The organism is Pseudoduganella guangdongensis (genome assembly GCF_009857475.1).
Lineage (GTDB): Bacteria > Pseudomonadota > Gammaproteobacteria > Burkholderiales > Burkholderiaceae_D > Rugamonas > Rugamonas guangdongensis.
In genome coordinates this window covers 1-19,701 of the sequence record NZ_WWCJ01000028.1, presented here as the reverse complement: position 1 = coordinate 19,701, position 19,701 = coordinate 1, and the positions used below count along the sequence as shown (strand labels likewise).

General features: G+C 63.3%; 22 protein-coding genes. 10 read left to right on the top strand and 12 right to left on the bottom strand.

The features are described 5' to 3' along the window. The first annotated feature begins 43 nt into the window (after nt 1-43). Entirely contained in the window at nt 44-961 is a 918-nt protein-coding gene (locus GTP41_RS24885; RefSeq protein ID WP_161028293.1) for a LysR family transcriptional regulator, read from the top strand. A 94-nt stretch (nt 962-1,055) separates the two neighbouring features. Next, nucleotides 1,056-1,310 (top strand): hypothetical protein, encoded by a 255-nt coding sequence (locus GTP41_RS24880; RefSeq protein WP_161028292.1) that lies wholly within the window; start codon nt 1,056-1,058, stop codon nt 1,308-1,310. A gap of 15 nt (nt 1,311-1,325) precedes the next feature. Here the strand turns inward: GTP41_RS24880 and GTP41_RS24875 are convergent, their stop codons facing one another. The 3 genes from GTP41_RS24875 to GTP41_RS24865 are packed head-to-tail and all read right to left on the bottom strand — an operon-like array spanning nt 1,326 to nt 3,217. Further along, the gene (locus GTP41_RS24875; RefSeq protein ID WP_161028291.1) at nt 1,326-1,631 is read right to left on the bottom strand and encodes a chaperone modulator CbpM; all 306 of its coding nucleotides are present in this window, start codon (nt 1,629-1,631) and stop codon (nt 1,326-1,328) included. 3 nt (nt 1,632-1,634) lie between these two features. Further along, entirely contained in the window at nt 1,635-2,501 is an 867-nt protein-coding gene (locus GTP41_RS24870; protein WP_161028290.1) for a DnaJ C-terminal domain-containing protein, read from the bottom strand. 41 nt (nt 2,502-2,542) lie between these two features. Then, a complete protein-coding gene (locus GTP41_RS24865) occupies nt 2,543-3,217 on the bottom strand; it encodes a beta/gamma crystallin family protein (RefSeq protein WP_161028289.1) in 675 nt (224 codons plus the stop codon). 97 nt (nt 3,218-3,314) lie between these two features. Here GTP41_RS24865 and GTP41_RS24860 point away from each other — a divergent pair, with 97 nt between their 5' ends. The 3 genes from GTP41_RS24860 to GTP41_RS24850 all read left to right on the top strand — a co-directional run bounded on the left by GTP41_RS24860 (nt 3,315) and on the right by GTP41_RS24850 (nt 8,060). Beyond that, nucleotides 3,315-4,682, top strand: coding sequence for an MATE family efflux transporter (locus GTP41_RS24860; RefSeq protein ID WP_161028288.1), 1,368 nt, complete (start codon nt 3,315-3,317; stop codon nt 4,680-4,682). An 80-nt stretch (nt 4,683-4,762) separates the two neighbouring features. Beyond that, nucleotides 4,763-6,979, top strand: coding sequence for a S9 family peptidase (locus GTP41_RS24855; protein WP_161028287.1), 2,217 nt, complete (start codon nt 4,763-4,765; stop codon nt 6,977-6,979). Between the two features lie 418 nt (nt 6,980-7,397). Continuing rightward, entirely contained in the window at nt 7,398-8,060 is a 663-nt protein-coding gene (locus GTP41_RS24850; protein ID WP_161028286.1) for a glutathione S-transferase family protein, read from the top strand. Between the two features lies 1 nt (nt 8,061). On the opposite strand, the gene GTP41_RS24845 is transcribed toward GTP41_RS24850, so the two are convergent. The 4 genes from GTP41_RS24845 to GTP41_RS24830 all read right to left on the bottom strand — a co-directional run bounded on the left by GTP41_RS24845 (nt 8,062) and on the right by GTP41_RS24830 (nt 12,215). Then, nucleotides 8,062-9,183 (bottom strand): hypothetical protein, encoded by a 1,122-nt coding sequence (locus GTP41_RS24845; RefSeq protein WP_161028285.1) that lies wholly within the window; start codon nt 9,181-9,183, stop codon nt 8,062-8,064. An 80-nt stretch (nt 9,184-9,263) separates the two neighbouring features. Then, nucleotides 9,264-9,470 carry a CsbD family protein gene (locus GTP41_RS24840; RefSeq protein WP_161028284.1) on the bottom strand — a complete coding sequence of 69 codons (207 nt, stop codon included), beginning with the start codon at nt 9,468-9,470 and terminating at the stop codon, nt 9,264-9,266. A gap of 69 nt (nt 9,471-9,539) precedes the next feature. Further along, a complete protein-coding gene (locus tag GTP41_RS24835; RefSeq protein ID WP_161028283.1) occupies nt 9,540-10,154 on the bottom strand; it encodes a class I SAM-dependent methyltransferase in 615 nt (204 codons plus the stop codon). Nucleotides 10,155-10,163: 9 nt separating this feature from the next. After that, nucleotides 10,164-12,215, bottom strand: coding sequence for a M13 family metallopeptidase (locus tag GTP41_RS24830; RefSeq protein ID WP_161028282.1), 2,052 nt, complete (start codon nt 12,213-12,215; stop codon nt 10,164-10,166). Between the two features lie 234 nt (nt 12,216-12,449). On the opposite strand from GTP41_RS24830, the gene GTP41_RS24825 reads away from it, so the two are divergent. Continuing rightward, the gene (locus GTP41_RS24825) at nt 12,450-13,265 is read left to right on the top strand and encodes an HDOD domain-containing protein (RefSeq protein ID WP_161028281.1); all 816 of its coding nucleotides are present in this window, start codon (nt 12,450-12,452) and stop codon (nt 13,263-13,265) included. Nucleotides 13,266-13,428: 163 nt separating this feature from the next. Beyond that, nucleotides 13,429-13,695 (top strand): flagellar protein FliT, encoded by a 267-nt coding sequence (locus tag GTP41_RS24820; protein WP_161028280.1) that lies wholly within the window; start codon nt 13,429-13,431, stop codon nt 13,693-13,695. Nucleotides 13,696-14,103: 408 nt separating this feature from the next. Here GTP41_RS24820 and GTP41_RS24815 read toward each other — a convergent pair whose 3' ends face one another. Continuing rightward, nucleotides 14,104-15,318 carry a type IV pilus assembly protein FimV gene (locus GTP41_RS24815; RefSeq protein ID WP_161028279.1) on the bottom strand — a complete coding sequence of 405 codons (1,215 nt, stop codon included), beginning with the start codon at nt 15,316-15,318 and terminating at the stop codon, nt 14,104-14,106. Nucleotides 15,319-15,444: 126 nt separating this feature from the next. Here GTP41_RS24815 and fumC point away from each other — a divergent pair, with 126 nt between their 5' ends. Genes fumC through GTP41_RS24800 form a run of 3 tightly spaced genes read left to right on the top strand, consistent with a single transcriptional unit; the run spans nt 15,445 to nt 17,438 of the window. Beyond that, a complete protein-coding gene (gene fumC, locus GTP41_RS24810) occupies nt 15,445-16,842 on the top strand; it encodes a class II fumarate hydratase (protein ID WP_161028278.1) in 1,398 nt (465 codons plus the stop codon). Between the two features lie 52 nt (nt 16,843-16,894). Next, the gene (locus GTP41_RS24805; RefSeq protein ID WP_161028277.1) at nt 16,895-17,125 is read left to right on the top strand and encodes an RNA-binding S4 domain-containing protein; all 231 of its coding nucleotides are present in this window, start codon (nt 16,895-16,897) and stop codon (nt 17,123-17,125) included. A 25-nt stretch (nt 17,126-17,150) separates the two neighbouring features. Beyond that, on the top strand, nt 17,151-17,438 hold the full coding sequence (locus GTP41_RS24800; protein WP_161028276.1) for a DUF883 family protein: 288 nt from the start codon (nt 17,151-17,153) through the stop codon (nt 17,436-17,438). A 42-nt stretch (nt 17,439-17,480) separates the two neighbouring features. Here the strand turns inward: GTP41_RS24800 and GTP41_RS24795 are convergent, their stop codons facing one another. The 4 genes from GTP41_RS24795 to GTP41_RS24780 form a co-directional block, all read right to left on the bottom strand. Further along, nucleotides 17,481-17,681 (bottom strand): YjfB family protein, encoded by a 201-nt coding sequence (locus tag GTP41_RS24795; RefSeq protein ID WP_161028275.1) that lies wholly within the window; start codon nt 17,679-17,681, stop codon nt 17,481-17,483. Nucleotides 17,682-17,734: 53 nt separating this feature from the next. Further along, nucleotides 17,735-18,256, bottom strand: a complete 522-nt coding sequence (gene mobB / locus GTP41_RS24790) for a molybdopterin-guanine dinucleotide biosynthesis protein B (protein ID WP_161028274.1) — start codon at nt 18,254-18,256, stop codon at nt 17,735-17,737. Beyond that, a complete protein-coding gene (locus GTP41_RS24785) occupies nt 18,253-18,999 on the bottom strand; it encodes a general secretion pathway protein GspB (RefSeq protein ID WP_161028273.1) in 747 nt (248 codons plus the stop codon). Before GTP41_RS24785 ends, mobB begins: the two co-directional genes overlap by 4 nt. Nucleotide 19,000: 1 nt before the next feature. Further along, nucleotides 19,001-19,701 (bottom strand): peptidoglycan-binding protein (locus GTP41_RS24780; RefSeq protein WP_202419875.1); only part of this gene is annotated, 701 nt, incomplete at its 5' end.

Here is a 19,701-nt window from a genome sequence, read left to right as displayed (position 1 = left end):
GAAATAGGCTTTATCTGAATAGAAATTATCGATTTTATAGATTATGCGAGATCCCGGCCTTCCCACCCTCGACCAGTTGCGCGTTTTCATTGCCGTTATCGACCATGGCGGCTTTGCCCACGCCGCGCGCGCCCTGCACCGTACCCAGTCGGTGATCAGCTACACCATTGCCAACCTGGAGGAGCAGCTGAATATCGCCCTGCTCGACCGCAGCACGCGCAAGCCCAGCTTGACCGAGGCCGGCAAAGCCCTGCTGGCCGATGCGCGCGCCGTGGCCAGCAAGGTGGACAGCATGCGCTCGCGCGCCCGGGCCCTGGGCCAGGGGCTGGAGGCGGAGCTGTCCATCGTGGTCGATGTGATGTTCCCGACCTGCCTGCTGGTGCGCACCCTGGAGCAGTTCCAGCGCGAATTCCCGACCGTGGCGCTGCGCCTGCATACCGAGGCGCTGGGCGCCGTGGCGCAAATGGTGGCGGACCGCCGTTGCCAGCTGGGCGTGGCCGGCATGGCGGCCAATGTGCCGGCCAATATCGAGCGCCACGCCGCCGGCTTCGTGAAGATGATGCCGGTCTGTTCGCCCCTGCATGCGCTGGCGCAAGAAGCGGCGCCGATTCCGACTGCCGTGCTGCGCGAGCACCTGCAGCTGGTCGTGACCGACCGCAGCCCACTGACCGAGGGGCGCGATTTCGGCGTGACCGGCTTGCGCGACTGGCGCCTGGGCGACCTGGGTTCCAAGCATGCGCTGCTGGTGGGCGGCCTGGGCTGGGGCAATATGCCCGAACACACCATCCGGCGCGATATGGCAGAGGGTCGGCTGCTGCGCCTGCGCACCCAGGAAGGCCATGAGCTGGAGTACCCCCTGTTCGTCATCCATCGCGGCGACGATGAGCTGGGGCCAGCCGGCAAATGGCTGCGCCAGCAATTCATCCAGCTCGACCATACACTGCCGCACGATGCCTTCTAAAAATTCCTACAGGCGGGCGCGGCGTGCGCCTACAGGCAGTGCCATCGCATCGGCCTAGGATGGACTCCGCTTCAACCAGATAAGGAGAGCGATCATGGCACCACGTAAGGATACGGAACAGTCGGACGATTGGCGCAACCAGGCAGGCCAGACCGGCCAGCCAGGCCAAGGCAACCAGAAGCAAGGCGACAAGCAGGGTAACCAGCAATCGGACCAGGAACGTGGCAATAAGCAGAGCGACGTCGGCAAGGGTGAGCGCCAGGGTGGTCTCGACGACCTGGAAGACGACGTTGGCGGCCAACGTAGCGACCGCGGCAGTGAGCGCGGCGGCCGCGACCAGCAGCGCTAAGCAGGCGGCCAGCCGCTAGGCTGGCCCGGCGGCGCCCAGGCGCGACCTCAAGCGACGCACTTCATCGCACAGGTCGACCACCAGCGCCGCCAAATCGGCATCCGCATCGAAATCGCGTTCCAGCTGGACCAGGCGGCGCGCCCGCCGCAGATCCACGCTGGTGAATTGCAGGCTTTCCACCCTGCCGCTCCCGAGCAGGATGCCGCTCTCCACATGCCGTATCACCCATTCCGGCTCGACGGCGCAGGCCCGCGCCAGTTCGTCCAGCGTCAGCGCCTGGTGTTCGAGCGGCACTGCCTCGACAATTTCTTCATTGGACATTGTTCACCCTCCCATTTCGCGTTGCATCTGCTCATAAAGGGCGCGCCGTGCGGGCGTATCCGCCGGCGGCGCGAAAATTTCCAGTAACAGGTAAAGGTCGCCCGCGGCGCTGTTGGCACCGGCGGCGGGGATGCCGCGTCCCTTCAGGCGCAGCTTGCGCCCGCCCTGCGAATTGGGCGGCACCGTGACGGTCACACGGCCGGACGGCGTGGCCACTTCGCGATCGCCGCCCAGCGCCGCGACCCAGGGCGGGATCGGCACGGTCTGCACCACGTCGCGCCCGTCCACGCGGTAACGCGCATCGGCCTGGAAGGCGATCTCCAGGTACAGGTCGCCCGCCTCGCCGCCCTGCATGCCGGGCTGGCCCTGGCCGCTCAGGCGCAGCTGCTGGCCGGCGGTCACGCCGCGCGGAATATTGACTTTGAGGTTGCGCTGGCGCCCCAGCGTGATGTCGCGCTGCGCGCCCTGGTAGGCGTCCTGCAGGCTGATTTCGAGCACGGCGTGAATGTCTTCGCCGCGCGCGCGGAAACCCTGGCGGCGCCCGCGCTGGCCGCCCACATGGGCGAACAGGTCGGCGAAGAAGTCGTCGGCGCTGCCGCCTTGGAAGCCGCCGCCCCAGTCCGGCGGCGGGCGGAACTCCTGCCCGGCGCGGTACTGGCCGCTGCCCAGCGAATCGTAGGCGGCGCGCTTTTCGGCATCGCCCAGCACACCGTACGCTTCATTCAGCTCCTTGGTGCGCGCATCGGCGTCGGCTTCCTTGCTGACGTCTGGATGGTACTTGCGCACCAGCTTGCGGTAAGCCTTTTTGATTTCCTCATCGCTGGCGCTCTTGGCGACGCCCAGCGTTGCGTAGTAATCCTTGTATTCCACGCTATGCCCTCCCGATACAGGAGAGCATAGCGTAGCAGAAATCAGCGGATGCGACGCAGCGAGGTGATACGGTCGGTGAAGTCCTGCAGGTCCTGGTAACGGCCCGGGCCGTACACGCGGCACTGGCCGCCGAAGTCATTGTGCTCGCAGATTTCCCAGGTGCCGTAGTTGATCACCATGGAGTTGGCGTTGTCGTTGAAGCCGACTTCGCGCAAGGTGCGGATGTCGCGGCTGATGCCGACGCGACGACCGCGCATATTGTGGTCATTGAACAGTTCCACCGCATCGCCGCGTTCGCGCTCGTAGCGGCGTTCCTCGCGGCGCTCTTCGCGTCGTTCATCGCGCCAGCGCTCGTCGCGCTCGTCGCGGCCGTAGCCGTGGCCGTTGCCCCGCTCGTGGCGGCGCTCGATCTCGCGCGCGGACGAGAAGTTGTTGTTGAAGCGGCGCAGATCCGGGTACTCGCCGCGCTCGAACACGGCGCAATGGCCCTGGAAGTTCTTATGCTCGCACAGTTCCCAGGTGCCGGAGCGCACCACCAGGCTGGAGGCGCGGTCATTGAAGCCAAAGTCGACGAAGTTGTTGGCCGCGCCATCGGCTATCACCACGCGCTGGCCGCGGAAGTCTTCGCGCGAGAACAGGTGCAGTTCGCCGGCCGTGGCAGCCTGGCCCAACAGGGTGGACGCCAGCAGGAAGGCGGCAGTCAGGGTATTCTTCATCAATATATCTCCGTAATCGAACAAGCCTTGCGTCTTCAACGCGGCGCAAAGGGCGTTAGACTACATTACCTTGTAACAAATTCCTACTGCACAACACATGCCGAACAGCCTATCGCCCGCCAATTTACGCCTTGAAGCAACAGCATTGTGGAAATTGGCCTGGCCGGTACTGATCGGGCAACTGGCCACCGTCGGCATGGCGGTGGCGGACGTGGCCATGACCGGCCATACCAACGCCGCCGAACTGGCCGCCGTATCGACCGGCGCCGCCATCTGGTCCATCGTGGTGGTGACCGTGGTCGGCACCATGATGGCCATGAACACCCTGGTTGCGCACGAAGTGGGCGCCGGCAGCACCGAGCGCATTCCGCACCTGGTGCGCCAGGGCTTGTGGAAAGGCCTGGGCGTGGGCCTGGTGGCGGCGCTGCTGGCCAACCTGGCCACGCTGTTGTTCGACCACCTGCAGCTGGCGCCGGAAGTGAACCGGCGCGCCTCGCTGTTCGTGCATTTCATCAGCATTGGCCTGCCGCCGTTTGCCTGCTACCGCGCACTGTACGGCTACAGCACCAGCATCAACCAGACCAAGCCGGTGATGGTGATCGCCCTGCTCGGGCTGGCCTTCAACGTGCTGGTCAACTGGCTGCTCATTTTCGGCAAGTTCGGTTTCCCGGAAATGGGCGGCGTGGGCTGCGCTGTCTCCACCGGCATCAGCATGTGGCTGATGCTGGGCGCCATGCTGCTGTGGATGCGCATCGCGCCTGCCTACCGCAGCACCTACCCGTTCACGCATTGGGAGTGGCCGCACTGGCCGGAAATCCGCCCCATGCTGCAGCTTGGCCTGCCGATCGGCGTGACCTACTTCGCCGAGGTGAGCGCCTTTGGCGCGGTGGCCTTGCTGGTGGCGCGCTTTGGCGTGGTGGAGCAGTCGGCGCACCAGATCGCACTGAACTTCGCCTCGCTGGTGTTCATGGTGCCGCTTAGCCTGGGCATTGGCATGGTGACGCGCGTCGGCCAGGCCATGGGCGAAGGCGACGCGCGCCGCGCCCGCGCCGCGTCCTGGGTCGGCATGGGCATGTCGCTGGCGTTCGCCGTGTTGTCGGCGGCCTTCATCGCGCTGTTCCGGCACCAGATCGCCGCCGCCTACACCAACGACCTGGCGGTGCAGGCCACCTGCGTCACCCTGCTGCTGTTCGCGGCACTGTTCCAGCTGTCCGACGCCACCCAGGTGGCAGCGGCTTGCGCGATTCGCGGCTACAAGGTCACGCGCGGGCCGATGCTGATCCAGCTGTTCGCCTTCTGGGTCTTCGCCCTGCCGGTCGGCTGCCTGCTCGGGCTGTGGCAAGGGATGGCGGCAGCCGGCTTCTGGATCGGGCTGGTGCTCGGTTTGACGATTGCTGCATTTTTGCTCACAGCTTATCTGCGCACCCTGTCGAACGCGCGCGTAGCCGAAGGAAAAACGGCATAAGCTGGCGCATTCCGAATATCAGCGGGGGCGGCTTCTGGTATTGTCTTGCGATTCGTAAATAAACCATTCCGGGACAAACAATGCGCCTTATCCTCACCCTGGCGGCCCTGCTGGCCGCCGGCACCGCTTCCGCCGAACGCCTGACCCTGGAGCGCCTGCACGCCGATCCATCCCTGTCCGGCCCGGGCGTGCGCGCCCTCAAAGTATCGCCGGACGGCGCCCGCGTCACCTTCCTGCGCGCGCGCCCGGACGACCAGTTCCAGCTCGACCTGTGGGAATACAATATGAAGGACAAGACCACGCGCCGCCTGGTCGACTCCAAAGCGCTGGTTCCGGTGGAAAACCTGTCGGACGCTGAAAAGGCGATCCGCGAGCGCGCCCGCACCGCTGCCCTGAAAGGCATCATCTCCTACAGCTGGTCGCCGGACGGCAAGCAGATCCTGGTGCCGCTGGCCGGCAACCTGTACCTGGTCGACCTGACCAAGCCTGACAGCGCGCGCCTGGTCGCCTCCGGCAGCGTGATCGATCCGAAGATTTCGCCCAAGGGCAAGTACGTCTCCTTCGTGCGCAACCAGAACCTGTACGTGATCGACCTGGCGACCGGCAAAGAGCGCCAGCTGACCACCGACGGCAAGGGCACCGTGCATAACGGCTCCGCCGAATTCGTGGCGCAGGAAGAAATGGGCCAGCACACCGGCTACTACTGGGCGCCGGACGATTCCGCCATTGCCTTCCGCTGGTATGACGAAGCCCAGGTGCCGGTGGCGCGCCGCTTCGAAATCTACGCCGACCGCACCGACGTGGTCGAGCAGCGCTACCCTGCCGCCGGCGACCCGAACGCCATCGTCGGCCTGAAGATCGTTTCGCCAACCAGCGGCGACATCCGCGAAGTGGACCTGGGCGCCAACAAGGACATCTACCTGGTGCGCGCCGACTGGAGCAAAGACGCCAAGTCGCTGTTTTTCCAGCGCCAGTCGCGCGACCAGAAGAAACTGGAGCTGATCGCCGTCGACGCCGCCACCCTGGCGCAGCGCCCGGTGCTGACCGAAACCGCCAGCACCTGGACCACCATCCATGACGACCTGCGCTTCCTGGAAAGCGGCAAGGGCTTCATCTGGTCGTCCGAGCGCACCGGCCGCAACCACCTGTACCTGTACGGCATGGATGGCAAGCTGAAACACGCCATCTCCAAAGGCGAATGGGGCTTTGACAACCTGCTGGCGGTGGACGAGAAGGCGGGCAAGCTGTACGTCTCCTCCAACAAGGACGCGGCCTACGACAAGCAAGTCTATGAACTGAAGCTGGACGGCTCCACCGCCGACAAGCCTAAGCGCATCACCCAGGCCGACGGCTGGCACGAAGCCTCCTTCTCCAAGCAAGGCGAGATCTTCGTCGACACCTGGTCCGACCCGGCCACCCCGCCGCAAGTGGCGATCCGCCGCCCGGACGGCACGCTGGTGAGCTGGCTGGAGAAGAACGAAGTCAACGAATCGCACCCCTACTTCGCGTACAAGCCAGACCTGCTGCCGGTTGAATTCGGCAACATGAAGGCGAAGGACGGCCAGACCCTGTACTACTCCATCATCAAGCCGTACAAGTTCGACGCCAACAAGAAGTACCCGGTCTACCTGTCCACCTACGGCGGCCCGCACTCGCAGCACGTGACGCGCCGCTGGGACGGCGGCCAGTTCGACCAGTATATGGCGCAGCAAGGCTACGTTGTCTTCCGCCTGGATAACCGCGGCTCCTCGCGCCGCGAGCGCGCCTTCACCGACGCCATCTACCGCAACCTGGGCAAGGTGGAAGTGGAGGACCAGCTGACCGGCGTTGAGTGGCTGGGCCAGCAACCGTATGTGGACGCCAAGCGTATCGGCGTGTACGGCTGGAGCTACGGCGGCTTCATGACCCTGCGCCTGCTGTCGCAAGCCTCCGACAAGATCGCCGCCGGCGTGTCCGGCGCACCGGTAACCGACTGGGGCCTGTACGACACCCACTACACCGAGCAGTTCATGGACCATCCGAAAGCCAACGTGGAAGGCTACAAGCAGTCCAACGTGTTCTACCACGTGGACGGCCTGAAATCGAAGCTGCTGCTGATCCACGGCATGGCGGACGACAACGTGCTGTTCACCAACACCACCAAGATGATCGACGCGCTGGTGAACCGCAACGTGCAGTTCGAGCTGATGACCTACCCGGGCGCCAAGCACGGCGTCTCCTCGCGCACCGCCAAGCGCCACGTGCAAACCTACATCGACGCCTTCTTCCGCAAGAACCTGAAGCCGGAATCGAACTAAGCACGGCCCAGCGCCCTGCCCCCAAGCCCGCCCGCGCAAGCCGGCGGGCTTTTTCTTTATCCTCTGAGCGCGTGGTTTTCAGCACGAAAACCTCATACTCATCTTCCGCAGCCAGCGCGCCCGCACGGTAGGGTCTCGTGCGCCGTGGCATAAGTTCATCCTGTTCATCGGCTGGACACCGTCCCGTGTAGTGCACCAATGTAGTTCGCATCGCACCATCACGCAAGGACCGCACCTTCTCTGCTGGCAATCCCATGCGCAACTGAATCGCCTCGCTTCCCTGCAAAAATGCCGGGCGATGGAATTACCGAAGCAAGAACTCCCGCACCAACAAGAAGAAAACCAAGAAATTTACGCATAGACGTTATTTTTGCCAGAAATGGCAATGGTACGATACGCCTCAACCCGAGGAGGCGCCATGTCCCTGCAGCTGTTCTACCACCCGCTATCGTCCTACTCCATGAAGGCGCTGATTGCGCTGTATGAGAACGGCACGCCGTTCGAGTACCGCATGCTGTCGCCCGACCATGCCGATAATTTTGCACAGTTCGCCGAGATATGGCCGATCAGGAAGTTCCCCATCCTGCTCGATGGCGAACGCATGGTGGTGGAAGCCAGCATCGTTATCGAATACCTGGCGCTGCACTACCCCGGCCAGGTGCAGCTGCTGCCTGCCGACCCCAAGGCCGCGCTGGAAGTACGCATGATGGACCGCTTCTTCGACAACCACATCGCCACGCCACAGCAAAAACTGGTGGCCGACGTGCTGCGCCCCGCCGACCAACGCGACCCGTTCGGCGTCGCCGAATCGCGCCAAAAGCTGGAGACCGCCTATGCCTGGCTGGATGGCGTGATGGCGCACCGCACCTGGGCCGCCGGCGCAGAGTTCAGCATGGCCGACTGCGCGGCCGCGCCGTTCCTGCTATACGCGCACTGGTCGCACCCGATTCCGGCGCAGCACGCGCACGTGATGGCCTACCTGGCCCGTCTGCGCGCCCGTCCTTCCTTTGCGCGCTGCTGGGCCGAAGCCAAGCCATACCGCCACATGTTCCCGCTCGGCGTGCCGGCCGGCGAGGAGTGATTCAAGCGTCGAACAGATGCTTCTTCACATTCGGGTTACCCTGTCGCCAAAGCACGTTGTCGATGAAATAGTGGTGGACGTTGATGAAAATCCAGAAGCAGGCGATCGCCAGCGCTGGGGCGCCGAAGTGTGGCAGCTCACCGGTGCGGGCGAAATCCACCGCTCCCGGCAGCAGCCAAAAACCGATGGCGCCCAAAATCACCCCTGTCGCGACGAATTGCAGCAGATGGCGTGGCGTCAAGCGCTTGCTCTTGGTTTCGTTCACCTTGTATCGACCGATCACGGTCAGGTATTGCAAGGAATGAAAGAAAGGAACCACCAGCAGGAATGCCGTGCTAAAAGAAATCAACCCGATCCAGACATACAGCGTGATGCCGTAAGCCAACAGCCCGGCAAGCGGCCACTCCTTCCAGCTGAGCCCCTCGGCGTTCCACTGCCGGATGGCGCGGAAGACCAGCAGCCCAGCCCAAGTGGAACTCGCAGCGGCCACCAGACAAGCCAGCACGACCACGGGACCAGGGACGGACACAGGAATCCCGACTGCAGCCCACAATCGCTGCGGGCTGCCAATGCTATTGACCACGGTCCAGGCGCCAGCCCAGCAGGCATAGGCATTGAACAGCAGGGCCTTGCGCACCGCAGCTGGCCAATACCGCTTTTTCAGGGCGGCATCCATCATCGCCATGCCAAAGCCCTGCTTCACATAGTGCCAGCCGACCAGCAAGCCCATAAGGCTTAAGACGACACCCAAGGCCAGGGGTTTGCCCTGAAGCCAAAGCAATGCCGTGGCGAACAGCACCAACGCAAGGAGTAGCGGCACCCACACACCAGCCAGCCACCAGCGCTGCCGTAAATCGGAGGGCAAGGCGCCGGACTTCACCTGGTGCCATGAACCATAAAATAGCTGATAGGAAAATGCGAAGTGAGGATGGTTGACGAAGTTCGCTAGAACCATCATTAGCACGGCAAGCTGGGCAACACCTTCCGCACCGAGGTCGAACAGGTTGAGCAGCAGCAGCGCCAGCAATGAACCTGCGCCAAGCAGCAGCACGTCTGCCCAAGGATTAACGAGGCCCCGGTAAGGCGTGGATGTCAGCGATTGTGCGTTGGCATGAGTGTGCATTTGGGCGGCTTGGGATGAAGTTGCCACATGGTATCATCCAAGCCGCCGAATCTGATCCCAAAAGGGATCAAAGGACTACTTTACTGGCGGTTACCGCGATCGATCAGTTCGTCGGTGGTGTCGTCGATGGCTTCACGCAGGTCGCCGCGCTGTTTCTGCAGCTTGCCTTCCACCTGCTTGGCGACACCCTTCACCTGCTGCTTCGAACTGCCAACCAGTTCGCCTGCTTCTTCCTGGATCTTACCGCCGATTTCCTTGGCCTTGCCCTTCACTTGGTCCTTGTTCATGATTCGCTCCTTAAAAAGATTGCGACGAGCAAATCATACGGACTGCCGGCTCCCCGAACTGTACGTTCGTTAACATTTCCGCCAGACAGAAGCCAGCCAAGGCTGCTGGTCGCGCGGCAAACCGGGCGGGCGATAATAATGCGTGACCGGCGCGAAACCGGCAGCCGTCACCACTTCCGACCACGTTTCAAAATCGTAGTAGCAACCATAGCGCGCACCGTTCCAGCCCTCTTCGTTCTGTCCGCGCGGGTTGGAGCTGAACAGCACACCTCCCGGCTTCAGCGTCGCATGCAGACGCGCCAGCACATCCGGCAAGGCCGCGCTGGGAACGTGGAACAGGGAAGCGTTGGCGAACACGCCATCAAACGTGGCCGGCGGCAAGTCGAGCGCCACGAAGTCCTGCTGCCACACGGGGCAGCCACTCCAGCGCTGCGCCATCTCCACAAAGCGGGCCGAGCCGTCGACACCGACCGGCTCATGCCCGAGGGACTTGAATGTGCGCAGGTCGCGGCCGGGGCCGCAACCAAGGTCGAGGATACGGAACGGAGCCGTTCCTTCAATGGCATCAAGCAGCGCCGCCACATTCTGGCTCACATCATGGTCGCGCGTGCCTTCCAGGAAGGCTTGCGCGTTGCGTTCGTAGTGTTCCAGCGTGCGGCGGGTGATCTGCTCGATATCGTTCATTGCCTTACTTTACCAGACGCGTACGCGCTGTTCCGGCGCCAGGTACAGCTTTTGGCCCGGCTTCACGTCGTAGGCCTTGTACCAGTCGTCCAGGTTGCGCACGGTGTAGGTGCGCCACTTGGCCGGCGAGTGGCCGTCGGTCGCGATCTGGTTGCGCAGCGCCGCATCGCGCGCCTTGTTGGCCCAGCTGGACGCAAAGCCGGCGAAGAAGGCGCGCTCCTGCTCCGGAGTTGCCTTGCCGCCGGAGGCCGCGTTGAACGCATCCAGTGCCGCTGCCAGACCCGCCAGGTCGGCCAGGTTCTCGCTCAGGGTCAGGGTGCCGTTCAGCTTCAGGTCGGGGAAAGCCTGGTAAGCGTCGTACTGCGCCACCAGCGCCGCAGCGCCCTTCTTGAAGTGCTCACCGTCCTCCTTGGTCCACCAGTCGCGCAGGCGGCCTTGGGAATCGAACTGGGCCCCCATATCGTCGAAGCTATGGCTAATTTCGTGGCCGATGACGGAACCGATGGCGCCGTAGTTATGCGCATCGGATGCGTTCATGTCGAAGAACGGCGGCTGCAGGATCGCGGCCGGGAAATTCAGCGCATTCTGCATCGGCATGTTGACCGCATTCACGATATGCGGCGGCATGCACCATTCGGTCGCATCCACCTTCTTGCCCAGCTTCGACAGCTCCTGGCGGTAGTGGAACTTCTCCGCGCGCAGCAGGTTGCCCATGGCGTCGTCCGGTTTGATTTCCAGGCCCTCGTAAGAAGTCCACTTGTCCGGATAGCCCACGCCAACGTACAAGGTGCGCAGCTTCTCCTGCGCCTCCTTCTTGGTGGAAGGCGCCATCCAATCCAGCTTGTCGACGCGCTTGTGGAAGGCGGCCACGATGTTGGTCACCATGGTTTGCAGGCGCGCTTTGGCTTCCGCCGGGAAGTAGCGCTCGACATACATTTTGCCCGCCGCATCCGGCAAGGCGCTGTTCACCGCGCCCAGGCCGCGCTTCCAGCGTGGCGACAATTGTGGCGTACCGTTCAGCGTGCGGCCGTAGAACTCGAAGCGCTGGTCGACAAACGCTTTCGGCAGCGCACTGCCGAAGTGGTTCACCGTATGGAAGGCCATGAAGTCTTTCCACGCCTGCAGCGGCATTTCATTCACCAGCGTCGCAGCGCCGGTGATCGCGGTGGGGTGGTAGACCATGAACTTGCCCTGTTTGCCCAGGCCGGCCGCGCGGAAGAAAGCCTTCCAGTCCATGCCCGGCGCCTTGGCGCTGAAGTCCCTCAAGGTCCACAGGTTGTTGGCCTTCTGGATATCGGCCGAGTCCTCGCGGGTCGCGTGCGACTGGGCGATCTTTTTCTCCAGCTCATAGACGCGGGCGGCGCGGGTTTCCGGCTCGCTGTAGCCGGCCAGCTTCAGCATGGCGGCGATATGGGCCTGATAGGCGGTGCGCAACTGGCCCATGCGCTGGCTGTCCTCCAGGTAGAAGGCACGGTCCGGCATGCCCAGGCCGCCCTGCAGCACATACGGCACATAGTTGTGCGGATCGGTCAGGCCCTGCGCGATCCAGATGCCGAAGAGGTTCTCGGTATAGAAATTGGTCGCGTTGAGCGGATCCACGTCAGCACGCACGCTCGCCCCCAATGCCTGCACCAGGCCGGCCTTATCCTTGATGGCATCGATCTTTTTCAACTCCGGCACCAGCGAGGCCGTGCCGGCCGCTTCGATCGCCGCCTCGTTCATAAAGGCGCGATAAAAATCCGTAACGCGGCGCGCGTCGCCAGTCGGATTCTTAGCCGCCGTTTCCTCGATCAGCTTGACGATGCGGCCATTGGTTTCATCGCCCAGGGCCGAACCGGCGCCCCAACTGCCCTTGTCGGCCGGGATCTCGGTCTTGGCCAGCCAGTTAGCGTTGACGTAGCCGAAGAAGTCATCGCCTGGCAGCGGCACCGCGCTTGGCGCTGGCGTCGCTTGGGTCGGCGCTGCCTGTTGGGCAATCGCCGGAGCCAGGCCCAGGGTAGCGCCACAGAAGGCCAGGGTAAGAGCCAGCTTGAGAGGCGTAATGCGATTGGTTGCTTGCATTGTGTATCCCTATATCTAGTAATTTTTGACGGCGGATTAAGCCAGACTGCACTCTAGCGACAACGCGGGCGTGACATAGGGCCTATGCGACAGACTGCAAATTTCGGGGATTGGATGCAGAAATCGGGGAATGCTGTGCAGCAATGCCAACGAATGTTAAAAACTTGCTGCACTCCCCTTGGGAATGGCTATATAGTTCACTTACAGCAACGCCTATCAATAAGGAGACTTTCCATGAAGCTCGAAGCCCTGTTCCAGAATCCAACCGCGTTGCCAACTGCGCCGAAGGTTGTTGACGAATTGATCAGCAGCTTCGACAAGGCCAGCGTTTCCACCGAAGACATCGCCAAAAAGCTGTCAGCCGACCCGGTGCTGAGCGCCAAGCTGCTGCGCCTGGCCAATTCCGCCTATTACCATGTATCGCGCTCGATCGGCACCGTGGAAGACGCCGTGCTGATGCTCGGCTTTGTCACCGTGCGCACGCTGGTGATCAGTTCCGGCCTGGTGAGCGGATTCAAGACCGTGCCCGGCCTCGACCTGCGCCAATTCTGGCGCTACAGCCTGCGCACCGCCGTGGGCGCCAAGTTCATCGCCAAAGCGTGCAAGCAAAATACCGACCTCGCCTTCACCATTGGCATGATGCACGCCATCGGCCAACTGGTGATTCACGCCGCCATGCCCGAGCAGGCCATGGCGCTGGACAAGGTCGCCGGCCCGCTCGACTCGCGCCGCCTGGACGCCGAACAATCCTCGCTGGGCTACAACTTTGCCGACGTCGGCGCCGAGCTGGCCCGTCGCTGGAAATTCCCGCCAGCGTTCTCCGAAACCATTGCTGCCTTCCCCAACCCGGGCGACGACTTGCTGGCGTCGGTCATCCACCTGGCCGCCTGGCGCGCCCGGGTAGACGAAAACAAGCTGACTCCCGAAGAGATTGCCGCCTGCTATCCGACCGAAGTGGCCGACAACCTCGGGCTGGACGACAACGCCCTGATTGACCAGATGCCATCGCTGGACGAACTGAGCGCCGGATTGGAAGAACTGATCAAATAAGCAAGAAAACCGCTTAGCTCCTGGCCGTTGTTGCCCTTGGGATGGGGGCGCAACGGCTTTTTTCATGATTTTTCAAAAATTTTTGAGAAAGCCCTAAAGTTCCTGCCGAGCCTGACGTTAATCCAGACATGCGGTACTCCGCGCACTGAACCCAAGGCTCAAAATGTCCTCGACCGAAGTCCTCGCCACCTACGAAACTATTGCCGGATTGACCAATAAAATGGTCATGGCCGCGCAATCCAGCGACTGGGACTCGCTCGACCGCATGGAGAACCAATGCGCCGCCGCCTCGGTGGCCCTGATGGGAGGCGCCGCACCAGTGCAAGGCGACGCCCGCAAACGCAAGATTGAGCTGCTGAAGCAAATCCTCGCCAACGACCGCGCCATCCGCGAAGTGACCGAGCCCTGGCACAACCGCCTGAACGGCTGATCCAGCCCCCTCCCCAGAAAACAAAGCGCCTCCCGGCGCTTTTTTCTTTTGTGTCCACCCCGGGGTCAGGAACAACGAAAGACATTTTGAAAAATGTCTTTCGTTGTTCCTGACCCCGGGGTGGACAAATGAAAGGAAGTGAAATGAAAAAGGCGCCCGCTGGGGCGCCTTCAAGGTGTTCGGAGGGGCGAGCGCCAGGTATCTCCTGGCGTCGCCTCAGCGCCGGTTGCACCCGGCGTTCATATCGCCTTTGTCGGCTATGAACTGCTTCCAGGCGCGGTCGTTTCTTCAACGTCGCTCTGCGGGTCGCGTCACACTATCGGTGGTGACTGCGGCAGAACCTCGCCTGTGTGAGCCCAGTATAGCGCAGTTCAAAAAAATTTGTCTAGCGCGCAAAAGCAACAGCAATTACTCCTGGGCAGTGACTTCTTCCATCGTAGGCTCTGCCGCTGCGGGCTGCTCTTTTTTGCGGAAGGATTGCCATATCTTCAGCGGGCCCTGCCCTTTGCGCTTGCGCAGGAAGAGCACCAGCCCGCCGAGCGCTGCCAACCCGAGCAGGCCGCCAAGCGCTAGTGCGACCCAGTTGCTGCCGGATTTGGATTCTTGACCGGGCGACGCGCCGGGCTTGCTTGGCTTGGCGCCGGGCTTGCTCGGGGCTGGCTCGGGCTTGGCTGATGCGAGCGAGGGCTTGGCAGGCGCTGAGGCGGGACTCGCTTCCTGCACTGCGCTGGCGGCGGCCGATGCGCTGGCATCGGGGGCGGGGTCGGCGGCAGCGGCTGCCGCAAGTGGTGCTGCGCTTGGGGCGCCGAGGGCTTGCTGCAGGCGCTGCACCTTGCCTTCGAGGTCGAGCAGCTTGCCTGTCATAGCCTGGCATTGCTGGATTTGCTCTTCGGCTGGCGCTGGCGCACAAGCCTGCGCAGGCGCCACCATCGGTGCTGGCGCTGGGCGGGATGCGGCAACTTCGCTTTTTGCCGGGCGCGGCGCCGGGCTCGCGCGCTGGGGAACCGTCTTGTTTGGGATCGATGCGACTTCAGCGGTCACTGGCGCAGCCACAGGTGCGGACTTGCGCGCGGCAAAGGCGCGTTCGGCTGCCGCACTCAAGCCGGCTTCGCCCTGCCCGGGCGCTTCGACCTTGGGGGCCGCGACAGGCGTGGCGGCCAGCGCCGGCATCGGTGCTGCCGCCGGCATTGCCACAGGCGCTGCCGCGGTGCGCTGCACCGGGGGCTCGGGCCTCAACCATAGCGTGGCGGCGCGGATGATTTGCCGTCCGCCGCTGCTTAGTTCAAGAAACAGGTGCAGGCCTTCGGCATTCACCGGCTGGAGCGTCGTCAAATGCAGGAAGCGACGACTGTCGCGCTTGGCAACCGATATATACAGGCCGTTGAGCACAGGCGACAGGCTCAGGCCGGCGCCTTTGAAGACGTCGGGATTGGCCAGCTTGGCCTGGATCTCCGCCAGGTCGGCCGGGGTCAGGTCGACCAGTTCTATATCCGCCGAGAGTTGCTGGCCCAGGAAGGAGTTGACCTTCACCTCGCCCAGCTCGGCAGCGCGAAGCGGGCCGCAGCAGGTGGCGGCGAGCAGCGGCAGCGCCAGGGCGCCCAGGGGCAGTCGTTTGCTTAGCATGGAGAACAGGTCTATTTCCGTAATGTATTCATTAACGGCCAAATTTCCCGTTTTTGTAGCCCGGCAGAGTAATCGGCAATGGCGTTAGAATCATGACATCACCTCTTCCCACCTTTGGAGCCCTATATGAACAGCAGAACCGAGCGCGACAGTTTCGGCCCGATTGAAGTTCCCGCCAGCCAGTTGTGGGGAGCCCAGACCCAGCGTTCGCTGGAGCATTTCCGCATTTCCAGCGAGCGCATGGCGCCCGAACTGATTGCCGCCTTGGCCAGTGTGAAGCGGGCTGCGGCCCAGGTCAACCTCGATCTTGGCGTGCTCGACAGCACCAAGGCGCACGCCATCATGCAGGCGGCGGACGAGGTCTTGCAAGGCCAGCACGCCGGCGAGTTCCCGCTGGCGGTTTGGCAGACCGGCTCGGGCACGCAGTCCAATATGAATATGAATGAGGTACTGGCCAACCGTGCCTCCGAATTGTTGGGCGGGGAGCGCGGCGAGGGCCGCAGGCTGCACCCGAATGACGATGTCAACAAGGGGCAGTCGTCCAACGACATCTTTCCCACCGCGATGCATGTGGCGGCCGCGCAAGCGGTGGCAAACGATGTGCTGCCCGCCCTGCGCCAGCTGCGCGCTACGCTGCAAGCGAAGGCGCAGGCGTTTGCGGGCATCGTCAAGATCGGCCGCACCCACCTGCAGGACGCCACGCCCCTGACCCTGGGCCAGGAGTTTTCCGGTTATGTGGCGCAGCTTGACTATGCGGAGAAGGCCATCGAAGCCACCCTGCCCGCCGTGCTGGACCTGGCCGCCGGCGGCACCGCAGTCGGCACCGGCCTGAACGCGCACCCGGAGTACGCCGGCCGCATCGCCGCCGAGCTGGCCAAGCGCCTTGAACTCCCCTTCCGCAGCGCCGACAACAAGTTCGCGGCTTTGGCCGGGCACGATGCCCTGGTCTCCGCCCACGGCGCCCTGAAAACGCTGGCGACGGCGCTGATGAAGCTGGCCAACGATGTGCGCTGGATGGCGTCCGGTCCGCGCTCCGGCCTGGGCGAAATCACGATTCCCGAGAATGAGCCGGGCAGCTCCATCATGCCGGGCAAGGTGAATCCAACCCAGAGCGAGGCGCTCACCATGCTGTGCTGCCAGGTGTTCGGCAATGATGTGGCGATTACCGTCGGCGGCTCGTCCGGCAACTTCGAACTCAACGTCTTCAAGCCGCTGATCGCCCACAATTTCCTGCAAAGCGCGCGCCTGCTGGCCGATGGCATGCGCAGCTTCGATGAGCATTGCGCCCACGGCATCGAGCCCAACCTGGACCGCATTGCCGAGCTGATGGAGCGCTCGCTGATGCTGGTCACCGCGCTGGCACCCCATATCGGGTATGATCGCGCCGCGCAAATAGCAAAGAAGGCGCAGCACGAGGGTAGTACATTGAAAGAGGCGGCCCTGGCTCTTGGTTTTGTGAACGAAAGCCAGTTCAGTGAGTGGATTGTTCCGCTGGAAATGACCCGCCCCGGCGGCAAGGACTAATGCCGAATAGAAATACAACACTCGGCGCCAGCCCAACAGAAAGAGGATTAAAATGCAAAAAGTAGATTTCGAATTGACAGGCGAGTACATCGAACTGAACCAGCTCCTGAAAGTAGTTGGCCTGTGCGACAGCGGCGGTGCCGGCAAGCAGATTGTGGCCAACGGCGACGTTAAAGTCGACGGCAAGCAGGAGTTGCGTAAGACGGCAAAAATCCGGGCGGGCCAGCGTGTGCGCCTGGGTGACGTGCAGATTGACGTCCATGCCGAGGGCAGTGCGGCCTGATTGAACCCGCGCGGAGGGTAGCATCATGGATGGCCCCGACGAGAAACAAACGCAGAGCCAGGAACAGCTGATCGGTGACTTGCGCCAAGTCATCGAGAATGCTGAGGAACTGCTCAAGAATACCGACCATTACACAAGCGTGCTGTACCAATCGGCGCGCGCCAAGCTTGCCCAGGCACTATTGGCGGCGAATGAAGAGCTTGAGCGTTGTGAGGATGCGCAACTGCTGCGCATGATTGAAGCTACCCACCGTGCGAACCTCCTGCACCGCGACCTGAGCGGGGAGGACAAACTGATGCGCGCTTTCGACTAGCAGCGGCGACGGCGCCGCCGGTTGGTTATCGGCGGGACCGGCTTAGGCCGTGGTGTTGATGTTCTTGCCCAGGTGCGATGGCAGGTTGCTGGCGGATGGCGTTGGCGGAATCGCTTCAATCAGGGCCTGGGCGCTGGAAGCTTGGACATCTTGTGCCTTTTTCATCACGGCGTACCCTACCTGGACACGATTGCTCGTCTCGGCGATAGTCGTTGCTGCTTTGGCAATGCTTGCTGCGTCCATTTCAAACCTCCCACGTGTACTTATCTAGAATTACGGACGAGTTGGCGGGAACTTTAGGCTTGGCGCGGGATTTTTTTCACCAGCCAGGCCAGCACCGTTTCCGGACGGTTCAGGTCGAGCCATTGCAGGCGCGGTGGCAGGGCCGCCGGTGCGGGCTGGTCGGAGGCGATAGCGACGATGCTGTGGTCGTCCAGGTAACGCGGCGGCTGGCCGGCGATGCCACGGTACACTTCCAGCTTATCAATTTGCCATGCGTGGAATCCTTCGACCAGGGTCAGGTCGGCCGGTTTCAGCCTGGCCAACTGTTCGTCGCAGCCGGGTTCGTCTGCGCCGCGCAGTTCGTGGATGATGGCGAAGCGGTATGGCGAGGCGATCATGACTTCGGCGGCGCCGGCCTGGCGGAAGCGGGCACTGTCCTTGCGGGGCGGCTCCAATTCAAAGTCGTGGTGGCTATGCTTGATGACATTGACTTTCCAGCCGCTGGCGGCCAGTTCGTTGACCAGGTATTCCACCAGGGTGGTTTTGCCGCTGCCGGACGGGCCGACAACGCCAAGGACATTCTGCTTATTGCTCATAACGGAACTTTATATCGGTAACCACGGAAACGGAAGACCGCTTGCTTGGGTTGGAGTCTTTCGAGCAGCAGGCCGGGCGCGACCTCCTCCCCTTCCTTGCGCAGGACTTTGTCGATCAACAGCAGGCGGTCCGCCGGGTTTTTGGAATACATATAGCCGCCCAGTGCGATCTGCGGGATGGCGCGCTGGATCGGTTCGGGCAGGTCTTGCAAGGATTGGATGTGTTCTTCGAGCGGCGCTGGCGCTGGCGGTGCTGCTGGTGCGGGCGCTGCGGCCGGCGCTTCAATTGCGCGCGCGGCGCTTGCGGCGGCGGCATCCTTGGCAGGAACCGCCGGCGCGCTGGCGCTGGCGCTGGATGGCGCGGCGGCGACAGGTGGCGCCTTCGCGACGGCTTCGGGTTCCACAGCCGCCGCGGGCGCGGGAATCTCGGCTTGCACCGCTACCGCGGCCGGGGGCGCAGCTGCCTGGGTGGTTAACCCGGCCTGCGCGGGCGGCGCGGCGACGCTGGCGTCCAGCGCTGCGGCGGGTGGCTGGGCGACAGATGGCTGCTGGCGCACCAGCATCGTCGCCAGCCCTGCGATTGCTGCACCCATCAACACCATCGCCACTATCACCGGGGTCCGGTGGCTGCTTCGGCTTTGCCCTTGTGGCGCGCTGGCGAGCGTGGGGGCATGGATCGTCGGCGTGCTGCCGATCTGGCGCTCGGCCTGCGCTTTCTTGAGTGCTTCGAGAATATAGGACATATTATTTCCCCGCTGCGGCCAGCAGGCGCGGCTCGGTCAGTGTGCCCGGCTGCGACAGGCGGATGAAGGTCTTCGGCCCGGCAACGCCGTCGGCTTTCAAGCCCTGGGCGGATTGGAATTCGCGCAAGTATCGCAGGGTTTCGCCGGCTAGTGGCTGGTTCTCGCGCGGTTTCTTGACCCCGTTTATTTGTGCCAGGCGGCGGGCGAGCCAGTCGACGTCCGGCCCTTTGTCGCCTTGCGTGACTTCTTCGCGCCAGCTGCGCGGCGCGCGCCAGAAGGTGGTGAAGCTGCCGTCGAAGCGCTGTTCCAGCGCCTCGAAGGCGACGGTCTCGGTGCCGCTGCTCGTGACCAGGGTCGCCTTGCCGGCGCTGATGGCGGTCAGCAGGACGGTCTGCGGTTGGGCGGGGTCGTCGCGCAGCTTGATGATGACAGGGCGATTGAGTCGGCGGATTTCGGCCAGCCCGCCTTTGGTTTGCCAGCAGCGGAGATTGCGTTTGGCGGCTTCCTGGCAGGCTTCTCCCGGGGCTAGCTGTACTTCCCACTTTGCTGCCAGCTGGCGCAAGGCGGCTTCCGCTGTGAACGATGCGGTGGCCGGCGTCGGCGTCGCGGCGGCCGATGGCTGCGCAGCGGCGGGCGTCGACACAGCGGCGGGCGGCGCTCCGGTGGCTGGCGACGGCGCGGCGGCGGGTGGCGGCACGGTGT